This window comes from Curvibacter sp. AEP1-3, assembly GCF_002163715.1.
Taxonomy (GTDB): domain Bacteria; phylum Pseudomonadota; class Gammaproteobacteria; order Burkholderiales; family Burkholderiaceae_C; genus Allorhodoferax.
This window is the reverse complement of record NZ_CP015698.1, coordinates 2,958,134-2,981,960: the sequence shown is the minus strand read 5'-3', so window position 1 is coordinate 2,981,960 and position 23,827 is coordinate 2,958,134. Positions and strand designations below refer to the sequence as shown.

Genomic DNA, 23,827 nt, shown 5'->3' with positions numbered 1-23,827 from the left:
GACTTCAGCGGTGCAGCACCTCGCGGATGGTGGCAGCAAGTTCTTCTTCCACGAACTTGGCGATGTAAGCATCCGCCCCCACGCTCTTGACGTGGCCCTCGTTGGTCGCACCCGTCAATGAAGAGTGAATGATCACAGGGATGGTGCTGAAGCGCCCGTCCTGCTTGATATTGCGGGTCAGAGTGAACCCATCCATCTCCGGCATTTCCAGGTCCGTCAGCACCAAAGCCACCTTGTCTTTGATGGACTTGCCTTCGCCGGTCGCTTGCGCGTTCAGGGATTGCAACTTCTCCCAGGCTTCCTTGCCGGTCTTGGTCATGACATAGGGCACATCCATACCCTTAAGACCCTTTTCAATCATCATGCGGGCCACCGCCGAATCGTCGGCCGCCAGAATGATCTGGCCGGGCTCCAAACGCAACTTGGGCGCGGTGCTCGGGGCCTCTTCCTTGACTTCCTGCGGCATCACATCGCGCAGGATCTGCTCCACGTCCAGCACTTGGGCCAAGCGGGTGTTTTCTGCGTTGCCGTCCAATCGCGCGATGCTGGTGACCAGTCCGCCACCGGTGTTTTCGGCGGAAAGTACCTGCTTCCATTCCAAGCGGACGATCTCGTTGACTTCTTCAACCGCGAAAGCCTGCGTCGTCCGAGCAAACTCGGTCACCAACAGAATGCCCAAGCCCTTGGTGGGCTTGCAACCGACCACTTGAGGCAGGTTGATCACGGTGATCATCTGGCCGCGGATATTGGCCACGCCCATGACGGAGGGTGGCGAATTGACCATGGCAGTGATCTCGGGCATCACCAGAATTTCGCGCACCTTGAACACATTGATGCCGAACAGCTCACGTCGCTGCGTACCGGGGGCCTCACCCAAACGGAACAACAGCAACTCAAACATGCTGTTGGCGGCCAGATTGGTACGCTCATCAATGTCACGCATCTCTTTGCTCATGGGGCCCGTCCTTGATTTCCGAATCTCACAGATTCAATGTATCCATACTAACGGTTTCTGGCTTATTTGGGCCACAAAATCCACATTTGCAAGGGTTGACGCATGCGCCCTGCAAGCTCTGCAGCCTCAGGCCCCCAGCCCGCAAAGTAATCCGCACGCACGGCCCCCGTAATAGCACTGCCGGTATCTTGCGCCAAAACCAGTTTTTGCAAATTTGTTTGATTCCCGTTGGACGCCAGCCACACAGGTGCACCGTAAGGAATGCTGCCCGGATCCACCGCAATTGAGCGGCCGGGCGTCAGCGCCACGCCTTGTGCACCGCGGGGGCCGAAGGCTGCATCCAGATCACCCAGCACTTCCTCCTTGAAAAACACCACGCGCGGATTGGCCCAGAGCAATTCTTGCTGACGCTGCGGGTTCTGGGCCAACCAGGCCTTGATGCCGGGCCAGGAGGCATCCTTGATCAGGCCCTGGTCCAACAACCAGCGCCCCACACTCCGGTAGGGCTGGTCGTTGGTGCCGGCGTACGCCAGCCGGACCCAGCGTTGACTCCCGTCGGGCTGCGTAATTCGCACCCGGCCGGACCCTTGAATCTGCAGCACCAGCGCATCCACCGGGTCTGCCATGTAAGCAATGGCTTTGCCGCGCAAGGCTGCCTGTGCTTCGGGCAAGGTATCCATTTCCTGACGTGTAAACCACGGCTTGCGGGTGGCCAACCCCGCGGGCAATTGGTAGAGGGGAACGGTGAATCCGGGCGCCGGATTGCGGCTGGCTTCAATGATGGGTTCGTAATAGCTGGTCAGCAAACCGGTAGCCTCGCCTTGGGGTGTTTCCACCCGGTGCGGCTGCAGGCGTGACTGCATCCATTCCATTTGCTCCTGCGCGCTGCCGATGCTCAAGCGGCGCACATCGCCGCACAGGGCAGCCAACGGAGGCTGCGGCTTCTCGCAGCTTTTCAACCAGGCGTTCCAGGCTTCAAACAGGCTGTCACTGCCCCATCCGGGCAATGCCTCCCAGGGCACCGGCACCCAGCGGCTGCGCGCTTGCACCACTGCGGGGGTATTCGCCACAGCCGGTGCACTGACCGCTGGCGAGCGGGGCGACTCCACAGGAGCCCTAGTGGCCATGGGGACACTGCCGCAGGCGGCCAGCGTCCCTACAATCCCCAGCCAACACCCCCACATCAGGACACGACTCATGACCTTGCTATTGCTGGAAGCCTTGGGCGCGGGCCTGATATTTGTAGGCATCATTTGGTGGACCATGTTTTCGGGCCGGGAGAACGGCGAACTGCCGCAAGACGAAGATAAGGACAAAAACAGCCACTAGCGCCCGTCAAGCAAGCGCAAGCAGCTCCTAAATTCATAGCATTCACGCCAGAACCCGGTGCTGCAGAGCGGGCAGCTGTGCCCTGCAATGTTGCAGTTGGCGGTAGTCCAGATCCGCCAGCACCACCCCCGGGCCTTGCGCCTGCTGAGCCAGCACTTTGCCCCAAGGGTCGATTAGCAGACTCTGGCCCCAGGTACGCCGCCCGCTGGGGTGCACGCCGCCTTGGGCTGCTGCCGCCACAAAGGACAAATTTTCAATCGCGCGGGCCCGCAAGAGCACTTCCCAGTGGGCTTCGCCCGTCGTGTGGGTAAAGGCGCTGGGCGCCAGCAACAAGTCCACACCCCGCTTGGCGTACTCGCGGTACAGCTCAGCAAAACGCATGTCGTAGCACACGCTCATGCCCACCGACCAAGTGTGTCCATCTTTGGAAGGCAAAGTAAACGCGGTGGGGGTGCTGCCGCGCTCGAGCACGCGGGATTCGTCGTAACTCTCGGTGCCGTTGCTGTATCGGAACAGGTGAATCTTGTCGTAACGGGCCAAGCACTCGCCTTGCGGGTTGTAGGCGAGCGAACTGTTGAACACATGGTCAGGCTGGCTCGCTGTCAGGGGCAGGGTGCCGGCCACAATCCACAGCCCAAGATCCCGCGCGGCGTTTGCCACAAACTCTTGGATGGGGCCTGAGCCATAGGGCTCCTGAATGCCCAGTTTGTCGGAGTCCTTCGGACCGATCAGGCAGAAGTACTCGGGCAACACTGCCAACTCCGCCCCCGCCTCTGCCGCCTGCCCAAGCAGGGAGCGCGCGACATGGAGGTTGTCTTGCAGATCACCGGTGGACACCATCTGAATGGCAGCAACTTTCATATATTTCTCCGATTAACAAAGCAGCTTTGCGCTCTCAAGGCTTGCGGGGCACCTGGGTCACTTTCGGGTCCAGCCAAGTGCCGTCCACAACGAATTCTTGGGTCGCTGCATTGACCAGCGGCCCACGCAACAACAGTTGGGCCAGAAAGGTGCTCAAGCCCACCACCGGGTTGATCGCTGAGGCAATCAGGGAGGCACTGCCGGCATTGATTTCAGGCACCACCACCACCCGCAGATTTTGGGTTTCCTTGGCAATGTCGGCCTGGCCGTCCATCAACACCGCAGCGTTCACGCCCTTCATCTGCAAGTTGCTGGTTTTGGCAATGCCCTGCTCAACCGCAATATCGCCCCGGAAGTAATCAAACGCAAAGCCCTCGCTGAATACATCCCGGAAATCCAGGGTCAAACGGCGCGGCAGGCTTTGCAGGCTCAACACGCCCAGCAACTTGGCGATGCCGGGCTCAGCTTTCAAAAACTGGCCGGTTTCCACATTCACATTGAACTTGCCGCTCATGCTCGGGTAGTCGACCGTGATCGGCGAGCCCGCCCACGCCACCTGTCCTTCCACCTTGCCATTGCCTTTGCGCACCACGCCCGGCATCCCCAACCTAGTGAGCAGCTCGCCCGAGTCATTGATATCCAGCTTGAAGTTCAGCACGGTGCGGCGGCGCTCGCGTACGCTTTTGCCCACCGGGGCGGCAGACGCATTGATGCTGGCCCAATTGCCGCTCGCCGTGAGCTGAGCCTCCGGCGTCTGGATGTTGAATCGGTTCAGGCGCCACTCCCGGGTGTTGGCGCTCCCCAGATTGACCGCCTCTATGTCGATGCGGCCCAGCTTTTTGCCCCGGAGCACAAAGTCATTCACCTCGATGTCAAGTGCCGGAATGGCAGAGGGCTGTTCATCCAGCAGGGACTCCACATCCTGAGCACTGCTCTGGCCAATGGAGAGGCGGGCCAAGCGCGCATACAAGCGCCCCGCATTCGCGCCAGACGGCTGGCGGTATTCCATATAGCCGCTGAGCTCCGTGGCATCCAGGTTGGCACGCCATAGAGGACCCTCGCGACCACCGCCCACCACCACGTTATTGATCTGCCGCCCGGAAACTAACAATTCTTTCGCACGGAGCACCAGCACGGTGGGCATGTAGCCGCTAGTGGCCAGCCCGCCAATAGCGGCAGGTTTGGCGCCCGCACTGGCAGGCACATCCATGCTCAATGTGTCGAGCACCGCAGACCACGCATCCGCATCGAGGCGCGGAATATTCATGTTGGCCACCACGCCCTCTTCCGGCAAAGGAGCGGATTCGTCGGCCGCCAACCCCACCCCGATAGCGCCGCTTAGCACCCTGGGCTCGACGCCGGAAAGGTCCCGCACAAAGGTGAACGAAGCCAACTTGCCCACCTCTAGCTGCAAGCGGTCACGTAAGCGATTATTCGGCAGCCCACCAGCCAGAGGGCGTATCAGCGCGGACTCGAAACGCACTGGCAATGCCATCTCTGCTGTTTTACCCAAAGGCGCAGGCAAGTTCAGGCCCATGCCTGCCAGGGTGGAGTTGATCTGCAACTCCGGTACACCAGAGCGGAACCCCAAACTGGCGGTGTAAGGAGCGCTACCCGTGGCAAATTGCGCCAAACGACCTGCGGCACCCAGCTCCCGGGATTGCCGCAAGCCTTCAGCCGTCGCCGCCCCGGAAAACCTCAATTGGTTGGGCGCTGCACGTGCTGCAACGGTAGTGGCAGGTGCGACCACAAAGGACAAGCCGCCCTCCACCCTGATGTCTCCACCCAAAGCTCTGGCCTGTGCACCGGCCAGACTGAAGCCGGACTCGGTGAAGTTAATCGTCCCGCGTGCCCGGCTGAACTTGGGGGTATCCGGAATGATTTGCAAGTCATTGCCGCCTAGCACGATGCTGCCTTGTACGGTCACCTTGTTGACGTCCGACACCGGAAAACCGAGCTTCAATTTGTAATCCGCCACGCCAGTAGCGGTAGTCTGTGCCAGGGCTTTGTCCATCAGGGGGCCCAAGGGTGAAGTGTTCACCACCGTCAGCAGATCGGGCAAAGGGCCCTTGGCCTCGGCCGTTACGCTCACCTGCGATGCGTCGTACAAGCGGGTGACTTGGGCCTCCGCTTTGCCGATCTGCAAGCCTGTTGCCCCCACGACACCACGGTTGATTTTGACTTGCAGAACGTCCCGGTCCAGCACCATCTCGCCCTGCAACTGGTTCAGCACCGGCCACGGGAGGCTGTCCTTGGGCAATACAAAGGCAGGGGCAAAGGCAAAACTGCCGTTCTGCACGGATGCAGCAATGCGGAACTCGCCGGATTGCCCCGTGCGATACGGGAACTTCGCAAGGTCCCCTTTGACCTTGAATTGCACGTTGCTCGCCACACCGCCCAACAGTGAAGCACGCAGATATTCAAGCGAATTTTTCTCCATGGCCAGCGGCAAATAACGGTGCACACGGGCGCCATCCGCCCTGGCTAGGGTGCCTTGCAAATCCAAGCTACCGGGGCCCGCCATGCCATTGCCGGCCACCGCGCTTTGCCAGCTGAACTTCAGCTCTCCCTGCCCATCGGCATTTGAAAACCGCACATTACTACCGTTCACAACAAGACGCGGCCCGTCCACCTTCCACTGGAGATCGCCGGTGAGCTGGTCAAAAAACACGACAGGGTCTTCAAAAACACCGTAGGCATCCACCATGCCACGGCGCAAGGCGAGCGTTGCCTTGCCGCCCGTCTGGTCCATGTCAAATTCAGCGTCCAGGCCTTGCACCCCGGGGCGACTGTCTACCTCACAGTGGCAGGAGGGCAAACTCAACTGACTGACTTTGCCCTTGGCCTTGTAGGTGTGTGGCGCTTCGACGGGGCCTTGCCAGCTGGCCTCCAGGCCATCCACGACGCCTTTGGGGTCAAGCCTTTGCAACAGCGCGTGGGCTTGGGGCTCCAGCGGCAACCGGCCTGCAATCTGGGCCAAGGCCGCCAGGTCCAACCGGTCTGCCGTCAATGTGCCGTGTTCAGGCACTTTATTGCTTGGGGCGAACAGTTGCAGGCGCACATTGCCGCCAGGCCAATGCAGGCCGTCTTGCGTGACAAACTGCAATGACTCCGTGCTGAATTCGCTACCGCCATCCAAGGCCCTGGCGCCCAATCTGCCGGACACGGAAGCCAGTGCCAGCGGCTCCAGCGAGGGCCCTGTCGTCACATTCACATGGCTCAAGCTCACATCGGCGACAGCCCCGGTGGGCGTGCCACGCACCACGTCGACCCAGGCACGAAACACACCACTGCCCCGCGCGAGCTGAACACCCAAATCCACATAGCGTCCCAGTTCTGCCAGGTCTACGCGCGAGAAGTCCGCATACGCCTGCCCGTCCCACTCCGTCCACTGACCCGCATGCCGGGACAACAGCGGCTGGCGGAAAACGCCCTGCACACTCAGTCGGGCACCCCAGTGTTCCGGAGGGTCGGCATCCAATCGCATGGAGTGGGTACGCAAGCGGTTACGCACGACCAGATTGACGCGCTGGAAAGTGACTGGCTCGACCGAGCGCGTTTCATCTGTCCAGGTCACGCTGCCATTCACCAAAGCGACTTCAGCTTGAGAGAACAGCCAGTCGGCTCCCGCACCCTCCTCGGCCGGGGAAGTCACCATCTCCAATCCCGCAATCCACCATTTGCCGTCCAGGGTCCGGCGGATATCGAGTTGTGGACTATCGACATGCAGCTGTTCGAAGCCCAGCCCCAAAATCGAACGCGGCGACAAAGCGGCAGACACGCTGGGCAACAGCAAGGCTTCACGCCCCTCACGGTCAAAGACCGTGACGCGCAACAATTCGATGGAAGGGATGACACCATTGGACCGGGCTTGCAATTCCCCGATACGGACCTGCAACCCCAAAGCTTGCGTGGCCTGCGTTTCCACCCATGGGCGGAAATCTGCGATTCGCGGCACAATGACAAAATGAAGTCCGCACCACAGCAAGCCAACGGCCAGCCACGCCATAGCCAGCACACGCAACGCCCATTTTGCAAGGATTGCAAACACCCGGAGACGGAGTGAGGGGGCGGAAATCAAATCGTTCATCGTGCTATGGGGACTTAGTCAGGAATTATGACCCGCCTTGAGAATTCCGCTGTGTCGGACGGCTCCCGTTTTGCCCAGCGCATACGGCGGCGTTATGCCACCGAGCTAGCCATGCTGCCCGCAGGCCTGCCCACCAAGGCGGACCTTTCCCACCTCACAAAAGCCCTGCAAAGTGCAGGGCATGACTTGGGTACATCGCTGCGCATTACCCGGCAGCTCACATTGGAACGTTTGGTCTGCCTCGATTGCGGCGGCGCCGCGGATGTTTCCCAGGTCACAGGCGTCATGACGAGCCTGGCCGAATGGGCACTGGATCAGGCGTACGCGGCCAGCTTCTCGCAGCTGGCCAGTCAGTATGGAACACCCCAAACCGCAAATGGCAGCCCCGCGCAATTTTTGGTCATTGGCATGGGAAAGCTAGGCGCTCGCGAACTCAATGTCTCCAGTGATATCGACCTGATTTATGTGTATGACCAGGACGGAGAGACCAGCGGTGACCCGCAAGGGCGCGGGCGCATCTCAAACCAGGAATTCTTCGGGAAGATGGTGCGGGCCATGTATGCCCTAGTGGGAGACAGCACGGACCATGGCTTCGTCTTCCGCGTTGACCTCGCGTTGCGTCCCAATGGCAACTCCGGCCCCTCAGCGGTATCACTGGGCGCACTGGAAGAGTATTTCCACGTACAAGGCCGGGAATGGGAACGGTTTGCCTGGTTAAAAAGCCGGGTCGTCGCGCCGGCAGCGGCCGTAGGCTCAGCTACTGCGTTGCAGTTGCGGGGGGTGGTGGTGCCCTTTGTGTTCCGGCGCTACCTCGACTACAACGTTTTTGATTCATTGCGGATCCTGCACCGCCAGATCAGGGAGCACGCTGCCAAGCGCAGTGCCGGCCGGCCTGAGCGCAGCAACGACGTCAAACTGTCCCGCGGGGGCATCCGGGAAATCGAATTTACCGTCCAGTTGCTCCAGGTGGTACGCGGCGGTCAGTACCCGGACCTGCGTACCCGGCCGACTGTCAGCGCTCTGCAGCGCCTGGTGCAAGCCGGCCTGATGCCGCAAAGCAGTGCCACCGGGCTGTCAGAAGCCTACCTGTTTCTGCGCCAAGTGGAGCACCGTATCCAGTACCTGGATGACCAGCAAACCCATGTTTTGCCGACAGAAGAATCCGACCTGCTCTGGATAGCCCGATCTATGGAGCTCCCGGACAGCAGTGCCCTGCTGCGAGAGCTGGACCGGCATCGCGAGATGGTGGCGCAGGAATTCGATGCGCTACTGGGTGGTGGCGAGCCTCAATGCAAAGGTTGCACCGGAAAAAATAAAGCCGAGGTATACGACTTCGATGCCACCTTGGACGCTTTGAGCGGCAGCTTCAAAGAGCGTATTGCTGCTTGGCGCGCGCACCCCAGAGTGCTTGCACTGAAAGAGGAGTCGCGTCAGCGTCTTGCGCGCTTGGTGCATCGTACGGCTCAGTGGGTGCAAGACGGCAGAACGACGGAAGACGCTGCCGTGAGGCTGGCCGATTGGATGGAGCCCTTGCTTCGGCGGGAAAGCTACCTCGCTATGTTGTTGGAGCGACCGCAAGTCCATGAGCGCCTATTGCGGATGCTGGGCGCAGCGCGGTGGCCTGCGCGGTACCTGCTCAAACACCCGGGCGTCATCGACGAGCTAGCAGACAGCCGCATTCTGGACGAGCGCTTCGATCCGGCTGTCTTTGAAGCCGATTTGGAACGCCGCCTTCAGGCACTCCAAGGTAGCGGAGAAGATGATGACGAAAGCCTGTTGAACCTGTTGCGTCGCGCCCACCATGCAGAGGTGTTCAGAACGCTTGCACGCGATGTGGAGGGACGTATCACCGTTGAGCAGGTTGCGGATGACCTGAGTGCCTTAGCCCAATCCGTGCTGAGCACGACCACCCGCTGGTGTTGGAGCCGCCTCAAGACGCGCCACACTGAGGTTCCGCGCTTCGGCATCATTGCCTACGGCAAGCTGGGCGGCAAGGAACTGGGGTACGGCAGTGACCTTGACATTGTGTTTGTTTACGACGACGAAGATGAACGGGCGCCGGAGGTCTATTCGACCTTGGTACGCAAGCTGATCAACTGGTTGACCGTAAATACGGGAGAGGGTGATCTTTATGAGATCGATACAGCCCTTCGCCCCAACGGCAATTCAGGCCTGCTGGTTACCAGCTTCGAGGCTTACGCCAACTACCAGCAACAGCGCGGTAGCAATACGGCTTGGACCTGGGAGCATCAAGCCATTACCCGAGCACGCTGTGTTTTTGGGTCACCGGAACTTGCGCGGCGTTTTGAAGAGGTGCGCCACGCAGTGCTGTGCAGTCAGCGCGACCCGATCGCCTTGCGCGACGAAATTCACAGCATGCGCGACAAGGTGCGCAGCAGCCACACCACGGGCCCGGAATGGTTTGACGTCAAGCACAGCCCGGGTGGCATGGTGGATATCGAATTTACTGTGCAGTACCTGGTGCTCAGTGCGGGGCGCTTGCACCCAACTTTGCTAGACAACGTTGGAAACATTGCCTTGCTACAACGTGCTCAGGCGGTAGGCTTGTTGCCAGCCCCGGTGGGAGAGGAGGCCGCACAAACCTATCGCCAGCTGCGTCAACTACAGCACCAAGCCCGATTGGATGAAGCCCCTACACAGGTGCCAACCGAAGAAGCCATTGAGCAACAAAATGCGGGTATGGTGCTTTGGCACCAGGTTTTCGGCGCCTGAGATGCGTTTTGCTAACCCGCGGTTGTAGCCCGGATTTTTTTAACCAGGCCGGTTGTCGAGTAACCGGATACAAAAGGCAGTGCGCGGGCGAATCCACCCCAGCTCTCTACCAACTTGGTTTCCGGCAGTTTGGACATATCGTAGTCGCCGCCTTTGACCAGAATGTCGGGGCGTATGTGCGCAATCAGGGCTTCCGGCGTGTCTTCGGGAAACCAGGTCACCAGATCCACGGCGCCTTGGCTGGCCATCACCACCGCACGATCCGCTTCCGCATTGAGCGGGCGGTCATCCCCCTTGCCGAGTCGACGTACCGAGGCATCGGTATTGAGCGCAACGATTAGGCTGCCTCCCAAAGCACGTGCTTGGGCGAGATACAGGACGTGACCCCGGTGCAGAACATCAAACACCCCATTCGTAAACACCCACGGCTTGGGTAGCTTGGCGAGCGCCTCTGACAGGTCTTCAACACGCGTAATTTTGTCGAGGAAAGCGGGGAGAGGAACTGCATCTTTCATGCAGCGATCCTATCAGTTCCACCTGTTTCACCACCCAATTCAAGAGTGGGCGCCAAGCGCCGATGGAAGCTGCATAATCGCGCAGCCTTATGCACCTCGTCGCCGTCAATATCGAATCGATACGTATCGGATCCCCCCTCCCTTTCCCGCTCATGGACAAGGAAGGAATCCTTTTGGCCTGCAAAGGCTATGTCATTCCCTCACGGCGCGACCTGGATGAAATCTCACACAGAGGGGGCGGACTATTCATCGACGTCGCAGACTCCGAGGCCCATCACCGCGCTTATGTGGACCACTTGTATGGTCTGGTACGGGACGACAAACCCTTGGGCGAGATTGCTGAAACCCAGATTTCCAGTGACACATTGACCGAACGCCAGGCCGCGCAGGACGATCGCATGGACTGGCTGGACCTGCAGGCGATTTGCAATGCACTGCTGCGCGACACCCACGAAGCCAGCTTCCGGGACCGCTTGGAACGCCTGCAACGGCAGTTGGTAAGGCACACCCAGCGCAACCCTGACGGCACGCTGTTCGCCTTGATTTACCTGTCCTCCACTGAGCTGCGCATGTACAGCGCGACCCACGCCATGTTGGTCAGCGTAATGTGTATGTTGGCCGCCAAAGATGTGCTGAACTGGCCGGAACAGGAGCAGTCCTTGGTCGGCATGGCTGCGCTGACCATGAACTACAGCATGACGGACATGCAGGACAAGCTCGCTCAGCAACTGGAACCGCCCAACCAAGCGCAACAACTGCAGATTGAACAACATGCCGCGCGATCCGCACTGTTGCTCAAACAGATGGGTATTCAGGAGCCGGTGTGGCTGACGGCAGTCCACCAACATCACACTGCAGCGCCCGGCCCCTTGGCGCCGCGCACGCCCGGCGACCGCTTGGCACGTCTGATCCGGCGCGCCGACATGTTTGCTGCGCGATTGGCGCCTCGGGCCTCACGCCTGCCGATAGCTCCGGCCGCGGCCATGCAGGCCTGTTACTTCGACGAGAACCAAGCCATTGACGAGGCAGGAGCTGCCCTCATAAAGGCGGTGGGTATCTATCAACCGGGCTCGTTTGTGCGCTTGGCGACCAATGAAGTCGGTGTAGTCATTCAACGCGGACAAAACACCACGACGCCCCGGGTGGCAGTGCTTCTCAACAAAAGCGGCGTGCCCACGGTGGAACCCGCTATTCGCGACACCAGCATGCGGGAACACCGCATTGTGGCCAGCGTGCCACACCGCGATGTGAAGGTGCAACTGAATTTGGAGCGGCTATTGCCGCTCACTGCCCTTCCGAAGTCAGACCGCCCCTGGTGACGCAACGGGCGCGCCCGCCAGGTCTTTGGACAATTCTTTGCGGAACTTGTTCAGCTCCTGCACGGTGGTGAAGCTGCGCTCCATGAGCAGACTCATGTTGTGCAGGATGCGCTCCACCACCTTGGTTTCCCACACGGCGTCGAAATTGATTTGCTTGTCCAGCCAGTGCTCCAGCCATTCGGGGTTGGGAAGTCGGCTCTGGATGGTGTCCCGGGGAAACAGGGATTTGTTAACGTGCAAATTGGTGGGGTGAAGCGCCTGTGCCGTGCGGCGCGCACTGGCCATCAACACACCCACTTTGGCGAACGCTGACTTGGCTTCGACGCCGAACTTGCCAATAGCGCGCTTCATGTACTTCAAATAGGCGCCGCCGTGGCGCGCCTCATCCTGGCTGAGCTTGGTATAGATGGCCTTGATAACTGGCTCGGTATGCCAATCACTCGCACGACGGTACCAATGATTAAGGCGAATCTCGCCGCAGAAGTGAAGCATCAGCGTTTCCAGCGCGGGCGCAGGATCAAACTCAAAACGGATGGCGTGCAGTTCTTCTTCGGTGGGCACCATGTCGGGCCGGAAACGGCGAAGGTACTCCATCAATACCAAGGAGTGCTTTTGCTCTTCGAAGAACCAAATCGACATGAAGGCCGAAAAATCGCTGTCGCCCCGGTTGTCCCGCAGGAACATTTCGGTAGCCGGCAACGCTGCCCATTCGGTGATCGCATTCATTTTGATCGTGGCAGCCTGCTCGTCAGAGAGCATGGCAGGGTCAAAGCTATCCCAAGGGATGTCTTTATCCATGTCCCAGCGCACAGATTCCAACTGTTTAAAGAGTTCGGGGTAGAGCATGACAACCTTTCAAAACTGGCCAAATTTTAGTCCTGACGTGTGTCAATTACTTGACACATTTCAGTCATAAGGGCTTTTTGCTTGGCGGGCAAAGTATTAGAAAAACCCACACAAAAACCAAGCATTGCGATATATTACCAATCAGTCACAAAATTACCGAAACGTTTAATCCTTGCCGTATGCGCTGTTATCCAGTCACCGTCTCCACTGCTCCCAGGAGCGCCGCATGAAGATTGCCATCGTCGGCTCCGGCATTTCGGGCCTCGCCGTAGCTCACCGCATGCACGGCCTCGCAAACATCACCTTACTGGAAGCGGGCGACTATTTCGGTGGGCATACGCACACGGTGGATGTCACTTTGCCCGGCCCCGCCGGCCCGGTGACCCACGGCGTAGACACAGGCTTTCTAGTCTTCAATGAGCGCACCTATCCTAATCTGATCGCGCTATTTGCCGAGCTGGGTGTGGATACCGCCAAGTCCGACATGTCCTTCTCGGTCCAGGTACCCGGGGCCAAAGGGTCTGGTGCGCTGGAATGGAGTGGCTCTTCACTGGACACCGTGTTCGCTCAGCGCAGCAATCTGGTGAATCCGCGCTTCCTTCGCATGCTGCGGGACGTGCTCCGGTTCAACGCATTGGCCACCGACATTGCCGTGCGCAATGCCGAGAAAGAGCTGATGCAGCCCCTCTCTGAGTTTCTGGTGCAGCACAAACTCTCGGTCGAATTCCGGGATTGGTATTTCCTGCCCATGTTGGGTTGTATCTGGAGCTGTCCGACCGACCAGATGCTCCAATTCCCGGTAGCCACCATGATCCGCTTCTGCCACAACCATGGCTTGATCCAGGTGAGCAACCGGCCCCAGTGGTGGACGGTGACCGGAGGCGCACGGCACTATGTCGAGAAAATCATTTCCAAGATTGCCGACAAGCGACTCAACACCCCGGTGCAACACATCACCCGGGATGAACAGGGTGTCGCACTGACCATCAACGGGCAAACCGAACGATTTGACGAGGTCGTACTGGCCTGCCACTCCGACCAGAGCTTGGCCCTGCTTGGCGACGCCAGCTCCGCCGAGCGGGAAACGCTGGGCGCCATCCGCTACCAACCCAACCGCGCGGTGCTGCACACGGACACACGTGTCTTGCCACAAGCCCGCCGTGCCTGGGCCGCATGGAACTACGAACGCAGTGCAGACGCAGGCCAGGACAGCGCACGGGTCTGTCTGCACTATTTGCTCAACATGTTGCAGCCGCTGCCGTTCGCGCAAAGCGTGGTCGTCTCGCTGAACCCTGTGAGCGACATTGACCCCGCCTTGATCCACGGCAGCTTTGACTATGCCCATCCGGTGTTCGATCTCGCGGCCATTCAGGCACAACACAAAGTGCCCGCACTGCAAGGTCAGCAACATACCTACTTCTGCGGCGCATGGACCGGTTACGGCTTCCATGAAGACGGCCTCAAATCCGGACTGGACGTCGCTCGCCGACTAAAGGCGCGACTGGGCCTGGAAACGGTTTGACGGATATCGCCATGCAACCCGGTCTTGCGCCCGCCACCTCGCCAGTAGCCATACCGCTGATCGGCTTTGGCGAAGTGCGCCATACCCGGCTCAAGCCGGTGCGCAATGCCTTTGCCTACGGTACCTATTTTTTGATGCTGCCCATGCGCAGCATGGCCCAACAAACCGGCGGATACCTTGCACGCAACCGCTTTGCAGCGCTGAGCTTTTATGACGCTGACCACGGCGATGGACGCTCCTTGGCACAAGGCGGCGCATTGGCTTGGTTGGACCAATTGCTCGCACAGGAAGGCATTACTGATGCCACCGGCGAGGTCTGGTTGCACTGCTATCCACGGGTCTTGGGCTTTACTTTCAAGCCAGTCAGCTTTTGGTACTGCCACCGTCCAGATGGCAGCTTGCGCGCGATTCTTGTGGAGGTGAACAACACTTTCGGCGAGCGGCACTGTTACCTGCTGGACCACCCCCGCTTCGGGCATGAACTGCACGCAGACAAAGTGTTTCACGTTTCGCCGTTTTGCCCTGTGGAGGGCGGCTACCGCTTCCGCTTCATGCTCACCGCCGACCTCCGCCGCACTGTTGCCCGCATTGACTACGACGATGCAAGCGGCCCGCTGATAGAAACCAGCGTGAGCGGCAAACTCGAAACGTTGACTGCCGCAAGCCAACGCCATGCACTCTGGCACTACCCGGCCATGACGCTGGGCGTCGTGGCGCGCATCCACTGGCAAGCCCTCAAGTTGTGGATCAAAAAAGTACCGTTCTTCCGCAAGCCCGTGCCCCCGGCTTTGTTGACCACCCGTGCCGGCACGCCCCAACCTCACGCAGACACACCCTGAACCTTGACGCCCGAGACTGCCATGAACTCCAACACCATGAACCCCGGCATGCCTTCCACGACACCGGCTGCAACCACTCTGCCTGCTGGCACCCCGGCTGCAGCCCGCACCGTATTCAAGCTGCTGCAAAAACTCCGCCACGGGAGCCTGACCGTGCAACTGCCTGACGGCAGCGCCCACCGCTTCGGCGGTGAGGCCACCCCGCACGCCAGCCTGGTGCTGCATAACTGGAAGGTGTGCGGCGCAGCCCTCAAGTCCGGTGATATCGGTTTTGCCGAGAGCTTTATCGCTGGCGACTGGTCTACCCCCAACCTCACCGAACTGCTTCGGGTGCTGGTGAAGAATCGGGCCGAGGTCGAAGGCGTGATTTACGGCAGCTGGGCCGGGCGCCTGCTGTACCGGATCAAGCACCTGCTGAACCGGAACACCAAAGCCAACAGCCAGAAAAACATCCACGCGCACTACGACTTGGGCAACGCGTTTTACAGCCTGTGGCTGGATGACACGATGAACTACTCGTCGGCCTTGTTCAGCTCCAACCTGAACCAGCCCATGGCACTGGCGCAGAAAGCCAAAGTCCGCCGGGCCTTGCAGGAAGCGGGCGTAGAAGCGGGCGACCGTGTGCTGGAAATCGGCTGCGGTTGGGGAGCCTTGGCTGAGATGGCAACCACGGAGTTTCAAGCCGGAATTACCGGCGTGACCTTGAGCATCGAACAACTGGCGTTTGCCGAAGACCGCATGCGCAAACTGGGCGTGCAGGACAAAGCAGACTTGCGGCTTCAGGACTACCGCGACATCCAGGACGCTCCATTCGACGCCATTTGTTCCATTGAGATGGTGGAAGCGGTGGGCCGTGAATACTGGCCGACCTACTTCGCCACCATCGCCAACAAACTCAAGGCGGGCGGTCGCGCCTGTATCCAAAGCATCGTGATCGATGACGCGCTGTTTGAGCGCTACATAGCATCCACTGACTTCATCCAGCAGTACATCTTCCCCGGTGGCTGCCTGCCATGCCCCAAGGAATTCCGCGCCCAAGCGCGGGCTGCGGGTCTGGACGTGGTGAATGAACTCTCGTTCGGCCACGACTATGCGGAGACCCTCAAGCGTTGGCGCGATGCCTTCTTGGAAAAGCGCGCCGAGGTGCTCAGCAAAGGCTTCGATGAGCGCTTCATGCGCATCTGGGAGTTCTACCTCTGCTACTGCGAGGCGGCTTTCCTGGAAGACAACATCGACGTCGTGCAATACACCTTGCGCAAGCCCGACTGAGCAGGTCCTAACGCTTGATGGAAAGCCCACGCATGTCACGCCCGCTTCTGCGCCGTACCTTACTTGCACTGAGTGCCGCCTGCTTTATGCCCGTGCTGACCCTGCAGGCAGCGGCTCAAGGCAGCAGCACGCCACCGGCGGAAGTCGGCAGCGAGCTGCCGGGCGCCAGTCTGGCGGGCAGCACGCGCATGCGCTTTTTCGGGCTCAACATCTATGACGCACGCCTGTGGGTGACGGCCGGGTTCAAGTCAGCTGCCTATTGGCAAAGCCCGCTTGCCCTGGAGCTGACCTATCTGCGGAGTCTTAGCGGCAGTGCCATCGCCCAACGCTCTCTTGACGAGATGCGGCGAGGCGGCCCTATCAGCCAAGACACCGCGGACCGCTGGCTGGCCGCCATGAACGCGGCCTTTGCGGACGTAAAAGCGGCTGACCGCATCACCGGCATGCATGTGCCCGGTCAAGGCGCGAAGTTCTGGCTGAATGGCCAGCCCCGTCCGGGCATCAAGGACCCGGAGTTCAGTCGCTTGTTCTTTGGTATCTGGTTGGCCGATCACACCAGTGAGCCCCGTGTGCGCGCGGAGCTACTGGCCGGCATCGCGCCATGAGCGCCACCTTGTCGCATCTGCCAGCCGGCCAGGGTTGGCGATACGGACTCATGGGGCTGCCCTTGGCGTTTGTGGCCTTGCCCTTGTATGTGATCCTGCCCAACCACTACGCCAAAGCCTTCGGTGTGCCACTAGCTGCCTTGGGCTTGGTGCTGCTGGTTGCGCGTTTGTTGGACGCCTTGATAGACCCGCTGCTGGGTCGATGGAGCGACAAGCTCTACCTGCGGGGTGCTGCCACCTTGCTCCAACGCGCAGCGTTGGCTTGTGCACTCTTGGGCGCCGGTTTTTATCTGTTGTTCTTCCCGCCGGTGCAAGGCACCCAGGCGCTGCTGGTCTGGGCCACCGTGTGCCTGCTGTTCACCTATGCCGCCTACAGCTTCCTGAGCATCAGCCACCAAAGTTGGGGCGCCATGCTGGGCGGGGACGAGCACTACCGCAGCCGGGTCGTGGCCTGGCGGGAAGGCTTAGGTCTGGCTGGCGTGGTTTTGGCATCCATTGCGCCCGTAGCGCTCGGCCTGCCTGCGACAGCAGCTCTGTTTTTCATAGCACTTATCGCGGGTTGGTGGGCCTGGACTCGCGCACCACGACCCCTCGCAGCGCCCGTGGAAGCCGATGCGACGGTACCCACAGAAGCAGCCTCCATCTGGCTGCCGTTCACCCGCCCTGCCTTTCGCGCCCTGCTGGCTGTGTTTGTCGTAAACGGCATTGCAAGCGCTGTGCCGGCGACTTTGATTTTGTTTTTCGTGCAAGACCGGCTGCAAGCCTCGCCCCAGAGCGAGCCGCTATTCCTGGGCAGCTACTTTGTGTGCGCAGCACTGGCAATCCCGCTGTGGCTCAAGCTGGTGACGCGCATAGGGCTGGCCCGCACCTGGCTGGCGGGCATGGTGTTGTCGATTGCCGTGTTTGTGTTTGCCTCCCTGCTGGGCGCCGGCGACACGCTGCCGTTTGTGCTGGTGTGCGCGCTCTCCGGGGTGGCACTCGGCACCGACCTCACTATCCCCGGCGCCCTGTTGGCGGGTGTCATCGCCGGTGAGGGGGACCGAGGCCGGGCCGAGGGCGCCTACTTCGGCTGGTGGAACTTTGCGACCAAACTCAACCTGGCACTGGCTGCCGGTGTGGCACTGCCGGCATTGGCATGGCTGGGCTACACGCCCGGCGCCCGGGATGCCCAGGCGCTGAACACCCTCACATTCGCCTACTGCCTGCTGCCCTGTGCCCTGAAAGCCATCGCAGCAGCATTGCTCACCACCCTTGTTCTGCGGAGGTCCCCATGAAACGACGCCTGCTCCTTGCTGCCGCCACCGGTAGCGCCCTGATGCTGGGGGGCTGCGCCTCCCAAAACATCGACCAGTACCGCACTGAAAAGCCGGAGCTGGACCTCAAGCAATACTTCAACGGCACGCTGGATGCCTACGGCGTTTTCACCGATCGCTCCGGGGCTGTGGTGAAGCGCTTTACCGTGGTCATGAACTGCAGCTGGCAGGGCAACGAGGGCGTGCTGGACGAGGACTTCACCTACTCCGACGGAACCACCCAAAAACGGGTGTGGCGCCTCACCAAGCTGCCCGACGGCAAGTACACCGGAACCGCAGGCGATGTGATCGGTACCGCGCAAGGCCAAGCCCGGGGCAACGCGTTTTACTGGACTTACACCCTGAGCCTGCCGGTGGACGGCAACGTGTACGAGGTGCGTTTTGACGACTGGATGTACCTGATGACCGACAAGGTCATGCTCAACAAGGCCACCATGAGCAAATTCGGGGTGAAGCTGGGCGAAGTCACGCTGTCGTTTACCAAACGCTGATGTATGCAAAAAAACACCTTTGCGCCCGCCGATTCAGCGCGAGCAGCTACAAAAAATATAGCAAATAGTTCCTCCAGAGGTTTCTTCCAACCCCTGAACCCGCCCATGGTGGATTGGCAGGGAAAGTCTGTGTGGATCGTTGGTGCGTCCAGCGGCATCGGGGAGGCCACCGCCTCAGCACTGCACGCCTTGGGCGCCAAGGTCACGGTGTCGGCCCGAAAGGAAGCTGCACTGCAGGATTTCGCCACTCGCCATCCCGGCAGCCGGGCGCTGGTGCTGGATGCCTCAGACCAGGCCGCAGTGCAAGCGGCGGTCGACACGTTGCTGGCCGCCGGGCCTTTGGACTGCGTGATCTATTGCGCCGGACATTACAACGCCATGCGCGCATATGAGATGGACGTGTCGGACATGGAGCGCCACATGCGAGTGAACTACCTAGGTGCGCTCTATGTGCTGCAAGCCGTTACCCCGGCAATGCTGGTGCAAGGGCACGGCCACATCAGCCTGGTGGGTAGTGTGGCCGGCTACCGCGGCCTGCCCAACAGCCTGGCCTATGGGCCCACCAAGGCGGCACTCATCAATCTGGCAGAAACCTTGTACCTCGACTTGAGGGACAAGGGACTGGGGGTGTCCCTCATCAGTCCCGGTTTTGTGCAGACGCCGCTGACTGCCAACAACGCCTTTGACATGCCCGCACTGATCACACCCGCTCAAGCGGCAGACGCCATGGTGAAGGGCTGGGCCAAGGGCCGGTTTGAGATTCACTTTCCGAGGCGGTTTACCTTGTGGATGCAGCTGCTGCGCCTGCTGCCGGACCGCTTGTTTTTTGCGCTGGTACGGCGCGCCACCCTATGAGCACCCAGCAATCAAACGCTGAATCACACCAATCTGCCGTGCAGCGGATGGTGGATTTCTTTGAGCACATCACGCCAGACACGGTAGCGGAGCTGTCCAGGATTTATGCCGTCGATGCGCGCTTCAAAGATCCATTCAACGACGTGATCGGGCTCCCCGACATCCAGCGCATCTTCAGCCACATGTTTGTGGCGCTCGATCAACCGCGGTTTGTGGTGCTGGAGCGGGTGGTCCAGGGCCCGCAGTGTTTTTTGACCTGGGAGTTCCGCTTCCGGTTCAATCGATTTTCACCAGACACCGAACAGGTGATTCTGGGTGCCACCCATGTGGCGTTCAACGAGGCGGGTCTGGTGACCTTGCACCGCGATTACTGGGATGCTGCTGAAGAGCTCTACGAGAAATTGCCGGTGGTCGGCGGTGTGATGCGCTGGCTGAAAAAACGGGCGAACAGCTAAGGCATAGCCTCCCCGTTGGGCCTGAACCGCCTCACTGGGAGGAAATTTCCAGGGGCGTCAGTTTGCTGGATTGAAAGTCCACTTGCCGGCGAGGCTCCCACCAGGCACGCAGGCTTGCGAAGACATTGCGGCAACCCGTGCATTTGTACTGACCGGTCGGCTTGAGGGCTCCGCTGGCGGCCCGTTCAATCACCTGTTGGTAGCTGGTGGCCCCGCATTCGCGGCATTTGTAGACAGTTTTATACGTCGGCATAGTGAGGCAACTGTAGTGAAGCCTCCGCCTTTTGGCGAGCGTATTTGTGTAATGCCTTGTAAACACGCGGCCCGCAGCGCTATTCAGTCTGCAAAGCCGCGCAGGGCTTAGGCCGGGACGGTATCCGCGAAGCTGGGGCGCTGCGCCAGCTTCTCAAAGAGCTTGGCCAAGCCGGGGTGATCTTCACGCCATTGAATCTCAGGGAAACGGAAGTCCAGATAGCCCAAAGCGCAGCCCACCGCGATGTCGGCCAGGCTCAGGTGGATACCTGCACAAAAAGGCTTGTCGCCCAAGCCACGGGCCATCGCTTTAAGGGCATCGTTCACTTTGAGCATTTGGCGGTCTATCCAGACTTGACTGCGTTGAGCCTTGGTCCGGCCTGTCCATGTGGCTTCCAGACGGGCCAGTACGGCAGCCTCCATCAGGCCATCCGCCAGCGCCTCCCAGGTTTTGATCTCGGCGCGCTCACGGCCGACAGCAGGAATCAACTTGCCCACGGGGGACAGGGTGTCGAGGTACTCCACAATGACGCGGGAGTCGAACAGCGCTTCCGCGCCTTCCATGATCAGGCAAGGCACTTTGCCCAGCGGGTTGGAGTCCGCGATGCGGGTTTCAGCCGACCAGACGTCTTCCTGAATCAGGACGTAATCGAGCTTCTTCTCGGCCATCACGACGCGGACTTTGCGAACGAAGGGGCTGGAAGTGGATCCGATAAGTTTCATGAGGACTTTGCAGTTGCTTGAAGGGTGATTCTATCCAGCGGGGGTTGCCGCTATGGTGTGCGGGGTTGTCCGTGGCGCACAACCTACAATCGGGGGATGGTGCGACTCGATGTCGCTTCTGTAGCTGAATTAATCAGCCTTTCAAAGCGCAGTTTCTCCTCTGGAAAACTGCTACTTTCTCCCTCGGGAGTAAGTGACCGAAGATCATTATTTGCCCGTCAAAAAGTGATCTTGAACATGCCCGAAAAGGGTGGGTTCTCAACGTAGGACTACCCTCGGGTGGGCTTTTCGTTGTCAAAATGCCACATTCAAAGGTAAATCTTTGTAAATGTGGGCCGCTGCTTTGGTGGCAAACAGAGCGTAACCGCTCTCTGTGTCTTGTTTCCTAAGAAACCACGTCTGGAACGACGTGACCTCGACCGTACGTACGTCTGGAGTAATCCGGAGGTGCGGAGCTACGGCCAAACGACCGGTGCGCGAGCACGCAAGATTGGCGTAAGTCAGTCCCAATCTCTCGAGCAAGAAGTGAGATGGTCGCCGAGGTAAAGGGTACGGGAAATGTAATGTGAACTCTCGCTTGAACCGCCGTGACGATTAAGCAGCTAACGCTTGTCTCTTCCTGTAAAAGGAAGGAGCTGCGGCCAAAAGGCACGAAGTCAGGATACGCCAGTCATTCATGGCGTGTCGTTCCCCTCTAAGACTTCCGGCGGATAGAGAGTCCCTAACCCCATCGTCTGGCTTGCCAGCCAGATGGGCACAGAGGGAAACGAGGTAAGCCCCATTCACTGCCCGCACTGCAAAGTGCTGGTAACCGGCGTGTAAGCAATGGCCATGGTGGAGGGGGTAGAGGATTGAGCAAAAAGCAAATGGCCGTCTGTAATGGACGGCATAGAGGCCCTGCCTCGCAGTGAAAGCTGGCTGACTTGCTCAGGGTGCGACAGCGTAAAGCCGTTGCGACTTTTAACTATGACCCAGAGGGTATCTGACCCTCTGGGTCAGTGCCTTCTTCAAATGGGTTTTACCTAACTGGAGAATGGTATGGAAAACATCGGCAACGATGCTGCGTCTCCGGACGAATCAAGTGAATGGCACTCCATTGATTGGAAGGCTGTCATGCAGTTCGTAGGAAAGGCGCAGATGCGCATAGCGCAGGCAGAAACGGAGAAGGATTTCCGTAGGGTCGCAAGACTCACGCGGGGTCTGATCCGATCCTGGCAGGCCAAGGCATTGGCCGTCAGGAAAGTAACGGAAAACCAAGGGAAGCGAACGAGTGGCATCGATTGCGTCCTATGGGATACGCCAACTAAGAAATGGAATGCGATTGGTTGTCTGAACACCAATGGGTATCGGGCTCGCCCCTTGCGGCGGGTCTATATCCCAAAGGCTAACGGGAAGGAAAGGCCATTGGGCATACCGACCATGAAAGACAGAGCGATGCAGGCACTCCACCTGCTGGCGCTGGAGCCGGCTGTGGAATGTGCGTCCGATCCGAATAGCTACGGCTTTAGGAAAGGACGATCTACACATGACGCAAGGAGTCAGCTGTTCGCAACCCTCTCCCAAAAGACATCTGCTCAATGGGTATTGGACGCGGACATCTGCGGGTTCTTTGACAACATCAACCACAACTGGCTGCTGAAGAATGTCCACATGGACAAAGTGACGCTAAAGAAATGGTTGAAATCTGGGGTAGTAGACGCGGGTCAACTCCAACGCACAAATGAAGGCACGCCACAGGGCGGCATCATTTCGCCGACACTGGCTAATACAACCTTGAACGGCTTGGAAACAGGTCTGCAGCAATTTCTTCGGAAAAGGCTGAAGACCCGAGGGGCCACAGCCGCCAAAGTTAATCTGGTCAGATACGCCGATGATTTTGTAGTAACCGGCAACTCTAAAGAGTTACTGGAATCAGTCGTCCAACCTTGGATTGTTGGATTCCTGCGCGAGCGGGGATTAACGCTGTCTGAGGAAAAGACGCGCATCGTGCATATCGACCAGGGCTTCGATTTTCTAGGGTGGAACTTCCGCAAATACGGGGGCAAACTACTCATCAAACCAAACCAGAAAAACGTGAAAGCGTTCTACGGAAAGGTGAAGGAAATCATTGCAGATGCCTTGTCGGTTCCAACAGAAACGCTGATACAGCGCCTGAATCCAGTCCTCAAAGGCTGGGCTCAGTACCACAAAGGTGCGGTCTCAAAACGGACCTTCAGCAAAGTCGATCACCTAATCTATTGGAGATTGATGCGCTGGGGTCTGCGCAGACATCCCCGCAAAACAGCAGGGTGGGTATATGGCCACTACTGGAAGCAGTGTGGTCAGCGTAAACGCTTTGCTGGGTTGCAGGATGACCCGTTTGGTGGAGAATCTAGGATACCGTTCCCGCTGTACTCCTTGTCCGACATGGGGATCCTCCATCATGTCAAGGTGAGAGGGGATTACAACCCTTTTCACCCCAAATGGGTGGCCTATGGTGAAAAACTGCGGGTGCAACGAATGGGTGAAACCATTTGGAGTACTCAAAGAGCCTCGCTATGGTTCGACCAGGATGGTAAGTGCGCTCTCTGTGAGCAAGAGATAGACATAGCTGATGAAAATATGGACGATCACCATATCGTTTATCGCCAGCTGGGTGGGAGCGACGCCCTATCCAATCGGGTATTGCTACACCCGATTTGTCACAGGCGTGTCCACGCCCTAGGTTTGAAGGTTATCAAGCCGGTCCCCAACGCGAAGGGACTTTAATCTGACGAAACAGTCGAGGGACTTGCAACCCTAGGAAGCTGTGTAGTTAGTGGTCGCGCGTGAGCCGTGTGCGGTGAAAGTCGCAAGCACGGTTCTTAGGGGGGGTT

19 protein-coding genes are annotated in these 23,827 nt (G+C 59.3%); 12 read left to right on the top strand and 7 right to left on the bottom strand.

Annotated features, from left to right (window positions below; translation table 11 throughout):
- Positions 1-4 precede the first annotated feature (4 nt).
- Together AEP_RS13960 and mltA are read right to left on the bottom strand one after the other, a co-directional pair.
- The gene (locus AEP_RS13960) at positions 5-955 is read right to left on the bottom strand and encodes a chemotaxis protein (protein ID WP_087495946.1); all 951 of its coding nucleotides are present in this window, start codon (positions 953-955) and stop codon (positions 5-7) included.
- A gap of 62 nt (positions 956-1,017) precedes the next feature.
- Positions 1,018-2,205, bottom strand: a complete 1,188-nt coding sequence (gene mltA, locus AEP_RS13955) for a murein transglycosylase A (RefSeq protein ID WP_232460018.1) — start codon at positions 2,203-2,205, stop codon at positions 1,018-1,020.
- Between mltA and AEP_RS21235 the strand changes: the two genes are divergently transcribed.
- A complete protein-coding gene (locus tag AEP_RS21235) occupies positions 2,153-2,284 on the top strand; it encodes a hypothetical protein (protein WP_257789654.1) in 132 nt (43 codons plus the stop codon). The genes mltA and AEP_RS21235 overlap by 53 nt on opposite strands.
- Positions 2,285-2,326: 42 nt before the next feature.
- On the opposite strand, the gene AEP_RS13950 is transcribed toward AEP_RS21235, so the two are convergent.
- Positions 2,327-3,145, bottom strand: coding sequence for a carbon-nitrogen hydrolase family protein (locus AEP_RS13950; RefSeq protein WP_087495944.1), 819 nt, complete (start codon positions 3,143-3,145; stop codon positions 2,327-2,329).
- 34 nt (positions 3,146-3,179) lie between these two features.
- Positions 3,180-7,235: a YhdP family protein gene (locus tag AEP_RS13945; protein ID WP_087495943.1), complete on the bottom strand. Its 4,056-nt coding sequence runs from the start codon at positions 7,233-7,235 to the stop codon at positions 3,180-3,182.
- A gap of 27 nt (positions 7,236-7,262) precedes the next feature.
- Between AEP_RS13945 and glnE the strand changes: the two genes are divergently transcribed.
- On the top strand, positions 7,263-9,968 hold the full coding sequence (glnE, locus tag AEP_RS13940) for a bifunctional [glutamate--ammonia ligase]-adenylyl-L-tyrosine phosphorylase/[glutamate--ammonia-ligase] adenylyltransferase (protein ID WP_087495942.1): 2,706 nt from the start codon (positions 7,263-7,265) through the stop codon (positions 9,966-9,968).
- An 11-nt stretch (positions 9,969-9,979) separates the two neighbouring features.
- Here the strand turns inward: glnE and AEP_RS13935 are convergent, their stop codons facing one another.
- Positions 9,980-10,483 carry an adenylyltransferase/cytidyltransferase family protein gene (locus AEP_RS13935; RefSeq protein WP_087495941.1) on the bottom strand — a complete coding sequence of 168 codons (504 nt, stop codon included), beginning with the start codon at positions 10,481-10,483 and terminating at the stop codon, positions 9,980-9,982.
- 89 nt (positions 10,484-10,572) lie between these two features.
- On the opposite strand from AEP_RS13935, the gene AEP_RS13930 reads away from it, so the two are divergent.
- Positions 10,573-11,802 carry an HD-GYP domain-containing protein gene (locus tag AEP_RS13930; protein WP_087495940.1) on the top strand — a complete coding sequence of 410 codons (1,230 nt, stop codon included), beginning with the start codon at positions 10,573-10,575 and terminating at the stop codon, positions 11,800-11,802.
- Here the strand turns inward: AEP_RS13930 and AEP_RS13925 are convergent.
- Entirely contained in the window at positions 11,785-12,648 is an 864-nt protein-coding gene (locus AEP_RS13925) for an acyl-ACP desaturase (protein WP_087495939.1), read from the bottom strand. The two genes, AEP_RS13930 and AEP_RS13925, sit on opposite strands and share 18 nt — an antisense overlap.
- A gap of 226 nt (positions 12,649-12,874) precedes the next feature.
- Between AEP_RS13925 and AEP_RS13920 the strand changes: the two genes are divergently transcribed.
- The 8 genes from AEP_RS13920 to AEP_RS13885 all read left to right on the top strand — a co-directional run bounded on the left by AEP_RS13920 (position 12,875) and on the right by AEP_RS13885 (position 19,997).
- Complete coding sequence (locus AEP_RS13920) at positions 12,875-14,170, top strand: NAD(P)/FAD-dependent oxidoreductase (protein ID WP_087495938.1); 1,296 nt, start codon at positions 12,875-12,877, stop codon at positions 14,168-14,170.
- A gap of 11 nt (positions 14,171-14,181) precedes the next feature.
- Positions 14,182-15,009 carry a DUF1365 domain-containing protein gene (locus tag AEP_RS13915; protein WP_087497344.1) on the top strand — a complete coding sequence of 276 codons (828 nt, stop codon included), beginning with the start codon at positions 14,182-14,184 and terminating at the stop codon, positions 15,007-15,009.
- Positions 15,010-15,030: 21 nt separating this feature from the next.
- A complete protein-coding gene (locus AEP_RS13910; RefSeq protein WP_442873336.1) occupies positions 15,031-16,278 on the top strand; it encodes a class I SAM-dependent methyltransferase in 1,248 nt (415 codons plus the stop codon).
- A gap of 32 nt (positions 16,279-16,310) precedes the next feature.
- Positions 16,311-16,883 (top strand): chalcone isomerase family protein, encoded by a 573-nt coding sequence (locus tag AEP_RS13905; RefSeq protein WP_087495937.1) that lies wholly within the window; start codon positions 16,311-16,313, stop codon positions 16,881-16,883.
- The gene (locus AEP_RS13900) at positions 16,880-18,157 is read left to right on the top strand and encodes an MFS transporter (RefSeq protein ID WP_087495936.1); all 1,278 of its coding nucleotides are present in this window, start codon (positions 16,880-16,882) and stop codon (positions 18,155-18,157) included. Before AEP_RS13905 ends, AEP_RS13900 begins: the two co-directional genes overlap by 4 nt.
- Positions 18,154-18,687, top strand: coding sequence for a DUF3833 domain-containing protein (locus tag AEP_RS13895; protein ID WP_087495935.1), 534 nt, complete (start codon positions 18,154-18,156; stop codon positions 18,685-18,687). The genes AEP_RS13900 and AEP_RS13895 overlap by 4 nt, the downstream gene beginning before the upstream one ends.
- Positions 18,688-18,792: 105 nt before the next feature.
- The gene (locus AEP_RS13890) at positions 18,793-19,542 is read left to right on the top strand and encodes an SDR family NAD(P)-dependent oxidoreductase (RefSeq protein WP_232459832.1); all 750 of its coding nucleotides are present in this window, start codon (positions 18,793-18,795) and stop codon (positions 19,540-19,542) included.
- On the top strand, positions 19,539-19,997 hold the full coding sequence (locus AEP_RS13885; RefSeq protein ID WP_087495933.1) for a nuclear transport factor 2 family protein: 459 nt from the start codon (positions 19,539-19,541) through the stop codon (positions 19,995-19,997). Before AEP_RS13890 ends, AEP_RS13885 begins: the two co-directional genes overlap by 4 nt.
- Before the next feature lie 360 nt (positions 19,998-20,357).
- On the opposite strand, the gene AEP_RS13875 is transcribed toward AEP_RS13885, so the two are convergent.
- A complete protein-coding gene (locus tag AEP_RS13875) occupies positions 20,358-20,972 on the bottom strand; it encodes a glutathione S-transferase C-terminal domain-containing protein (RefSeq protein ID WP_087495931.1) in 615 nt (204 codons plus the stop codon).
- Positions 20,973-22,010: 1,038 nt separating this feature from the next.
- Here AEP_RS13875 and ltrA point away from each other — a divergent pair.
- Entirely contained in the window at positions 22,011-23,720 is a 1,710-nt protein-coding gene (gene ltrA / locus AEP_RS13870; protein WP_087495930.1) for a group II intron reverse transcriptase/maturase, read from the top strand.
- The last annotated feature ends 107 nt before the right edge of the window (positions 23,721-23,827 follow it).